We start from the raw sequence: 3268 nt of genomic DNA on the forward strand, positions 1-3268 counted from the left end.
GGTGTCCGGCGGGCGCCCGGCCAGGCGGCCGAGGAGTTCGACGCCGGCCGGTCGCGGCTCCCGGTGGCCGAGGTCGTCGCGGGCGTCGCGCACCCGCCCGGGCCGGACGAGGTGAGCGCGATGGTCGACTCCGTGCTCCGGGGTGTCGGCGACGGCGACCTGGGGGTGACGTTCGAGCGGGCGGCCGCGTTCGCGCGCGTCTGCTCGGTCGGGCGCGCCGTCCTCGCCGACCGCGGCCAGGTCGACATCACGGCGCCCGCGGACCCGGTCGCTGACCTGGACGCCGAGCTCGACGCCGCCCGGCTCACCCGGTCCGCGTCGGCGCTGGTGCAGACCGCCGACGACCTCGAGGCCTGCGCCCGGCGGTGGCGGCACCACTCGCTCGACTGAGGGCGGCTGGTGCTGCCCGGGTGACTCTGCCCGAGCCGCCGTCCGGGGCCCGTCGACGGTGGCGGGCCCGGTTGGTGCGCCGGGGTGGTGCGGTGGCCGGAGGTGGGTGCCGGACCGGAAGCGCCTCACGGCGCGGGGCCGCTCGTAGCGGCTATTCATGGAGCCCGGGGCTTTCGCGGCCCGACACCCACGACCACCGTAACCGACATCCCGGTCATGGTGTTCCCCGGTGCAGGCCCTCACCCGCGTGCGCCGTGCCACACCGGGGCGGTGGTCCCGCCGGGTGGTCGGCGGTCGGTCAGCGGTCGGACAGCAGCGGCGCCGCCGGGTCCGGGAGCTGCCTGCCGGCCAGGTCCGCGCGCCTGCGCGCCATCCCGGACAGCGCCTCGAGCACGACGCGGTTGCCCAGGGCGGCGGTGATGTCGGCGTGGTCGTACGGCGGGCTGACCTCCACGACGTCGACGCCGACCACGGGCAGCTCACGGCAGATCCTGCGGACGGAGTCCAGCAGCTCCCGCGCGGTGATGCCGCCCGGCTCCGGCGTGCCCGTGCCGGGGGCGTGCGCGGGGTCCGCGACGTCGATGTCGACGGACAGGAACACCCCGTCGCAGCCGTCGGTGGCGATGGCGGAGGCCTCGTCGAGGCACGCGGTGAGCCCGCGCGCGACGACCTCGGTCATCTCGAAGGACCGCATCCGTTGCCCGGCCATCCACTCGAGGGTCTCCGGTCCCGGCCAGTAGCCGCGAAGCCCGACCTGGAGGAACCGGTCGCCGCGCAGGGCGCCGGACTCGATGAGGCGCCGCATCGGCTGGCCGTGGCCCCACAGCGACCCGAACTCGATGTCGCCGGTGTCGGCGTGGGCGTCGAAGTGCAGCATCGACACCCGGCCGTCGCCGTGGGCGTCGGCCGTCCCGCGGCCGGTCGCGTAGGTGATGGAGTGGTCGCCGCCGAGGACGACCGGCACCGCCCCCGTGGCGGCCACGGCCGCGACCGCCGTGCGCAGCCGCTGCAGCGCGGTCTCGATGTCGCCGGGGGGCATCTCGACGTCGCCGGCGTCGCGGACGTCGAGGTCCCGCAGCGCGTCGACCCGCAGCGCCAGGCTCGGCCGGGAGCCGTCGTGGGCGAGGTAGTCCGTCGTCCGGATCGCGTAGGGGCCGAACCGGGTGCCGGGCCGGTGCGACGTGCCGCCGTCGAACGGGGCCCCGAGGACGACCACGTCGGCGCCGGCCATGGAGGCAGGGTCGGTCCACGTGCACGCGGGCACCCCGAGGAACGTGACGTCGGGGCCGAACTGCGAGCCGTACCGGGGCTGCGTCATGCCCCGGAGGCTAGGACCTGCCCGTCCCGCTAGCGTGCCGGACGTGCACCCCTCCGCCCCGGGGCCGTCCCTGGCCCGGCGGCTCCGCACCCGGGACGCCGTGGCGGTCGGCCTGGGCTCGATGCTCGGGGCGGGCGTGTTCGCCGCCTACGGACCGGCGGCCGCAGCAGCCGGTCCGGGCCTGCTGCTGTCCCTGCTCCTGGCCGGGCTCGTCGCCCTGTGCGGGGCGACCGCGTCGGCCCAGCTGGCCGCCCGCTACCCGACCTCGGGCGGCACGTACGTCTACGCCCGGGAGCGGCTCGGGCACTGGCCCGGGTTCGTCGCGGGGTGGGGGTTCGTCGTCGGGAAGACGTCGAGCCTGGCGGCGATGGCGCTCACCGTCGGCGCCTACGCCGCCCCCGGCCGGGAGCGGCCCGTCGCGCTGCTGGCCGTGGCGGTCGCGGTCGCCCTGGGCTACCGCGGGGTGACCCGGACGGCGGCCGCTGCCCGGGTGCTCGTCGTCGTGGTCCTGCTCTGCCTGGGGGTGGCCGTGGCGGCCGCCTTGACCGGCCCGCGGACCGCTGTCGCCGTGCCGTGGGCGGGGGTCCCGGGCGGGGGCTGGTACGGCACCCTGCAGGCCGCCGGCCTGCTGTTCTTCGCCTTCGCCGGGTTCGCCCGGGTGGCGACCATGGGCGAGGAGGTCCGCGACCCGGCCCGCACCGTCCCCCGCGCCGTCCTGCTCTCCCTGGGTGCGGCGACGTTGGTCTACGCCGTGGTGGGGCTGGTCCTGCTCGCCACGCTCGGGGTCGCCGGGACGGCCGCGTCCTCGGCACCGCTGGCGGACGCGGTGGCGGCGGGCCGGTGGCCGTGGGCGGGGGCCGTGGTGCGGGTGGGCGCGGTGGCGGCGTCGGCCGGTGCCCTGCTGGCCCTGCTGGCCGGGGTGAGCCGGACGACGCTGGCGATGGCCCGGGAGGGGGACCTGCCCCGCTGGCTCGCCGGGGTCCACCCGGTGCACCGGGTACCGCACCGCGCCGAGCTCGTCGTGGGTGCCGTCGTCCTGCTGGTCGTGGCCGTCGGCGACGTGCGGGGCGCGATCGGCTTCTCCTCCGCCGGCGTCCTCGTCTACTACCTGCTCGCCAACCTGTCGGCCCTGGGCCAGCCGGCGGCCGAGCGGCGCTTCCCGCGGCTGCTGCAGGTCGTCGGGGTGCTGGCGTGCACGGCGCTGGTGCTCACCCTGCCGCCGGGCAGCGTGGCGGCGGGCGCGGCCGTCCTGCTCGTGGGAGTGGCCTACCGGCTGCTCAGGCTCCGGCGCGAGGCCCGGCGCGCAGCCACCGGGCGGGCCTGACGAGCCCCTCGGGCAGCTCGGTCGCGCCGTCCCCGCCGGCCGCCTCCAGCTGCGGCTGGGTGCAGAAGAGCGCCCCGCCCAGCCGGGCACCCGCGATGTCCGCCCCGCGGAGGTCGGCGCCGAGCAGGTCCGCCCGGCGCAGGTCGGCGCCGGAGAGCCGGGCCCCCATGAGCCACGCGCCGCGCAGGTCCGCGCCCCGCAGGTCGGTCCCCCGCAGGTCCGCCCCCAGCAGGTCA

The 3268-nt window shown here is 78.0% G+C and carries 3 protein-coding genes and 1 pseudogene; 2 read left to right on the top strand and 2 right to left on the bottom strand.

Going from position 1 to position 3268, the window contains the following annotated elements:
• Positions 1-390, top strand: a pseudogene (locus tag WCS02_RS18920) (hypothetical protein); the annotation flags it as partial.
• Positions 391-688: 298 nt separating this feature from the next.
• Here the strand turns inward: WCS02_RS18920 and speB are convergent.
• Positions 689-1708 (bottom strand): agmatinase, encoded by a 1020-nt coding sequence (gene speB / locus WCS02_RS18925; RefSeq protein ID WP_340295837.1) that lies wholly within the window; start codon positions 1706-1708, stop codon positions 689-691.
• Between speB and WCS02_RS18930 the strand changes: the two genes are divergently transcribed.
• Complete coding sequence (locus tag WCS02_RS18930; RefSeq protein WP_376983868.1) at positions 1707-3032, top strand: APC family permease; 1326 nt, start codon at positions 1707-1709, stop codon at positions 3030-3032. The two genes, speB and WCS02_RS18930, sit on opposite strands and share 2 nt — an antisense overlap.
• Here the strand turns inward: WCS02_RS18930 and WCS02_RS18935 are convergent.
• Positions 2986-3268 (bottom strand): pentapeptide repeat-containing protein (locus tag WCS02_RS18935; RefSeq protein ID WP_340295839.1); only part of this gene is annotated, 283 nt, incomplete at its 5' end. The two genes, WCS02_RS18930 and WCS02_RS18935, sit on opposite strands and share 47 nt — an antisense overlap.

This window comes from Aquipuribacter hungaricus (genome assembly GCF_037860755.1).
GTDB lineage: Bacteria > Actinomycetota > Actinomycetes > Actinomycetales > JBBAYJ01 > Aquipuribacter > Aquipuribacter hungaricus.

Bases quoted from the DNA above. Each gene is read 5' to 3' on its own strand.
- WCS02_RS18930 (WP_376983868.1), top strand. From the start codon at position 1,707: ATGCCCCGGAGGCTAGGACCTGCCCGTCCCGCTAGCGTGCCGGACGTG.
- speB (WP_340295837.1), bottom strand. From the start codon at position 1,708: ATGACGCAGCCCCGGTACGGCTCGCAGTTCGGCCCCGACGTCACGTTC.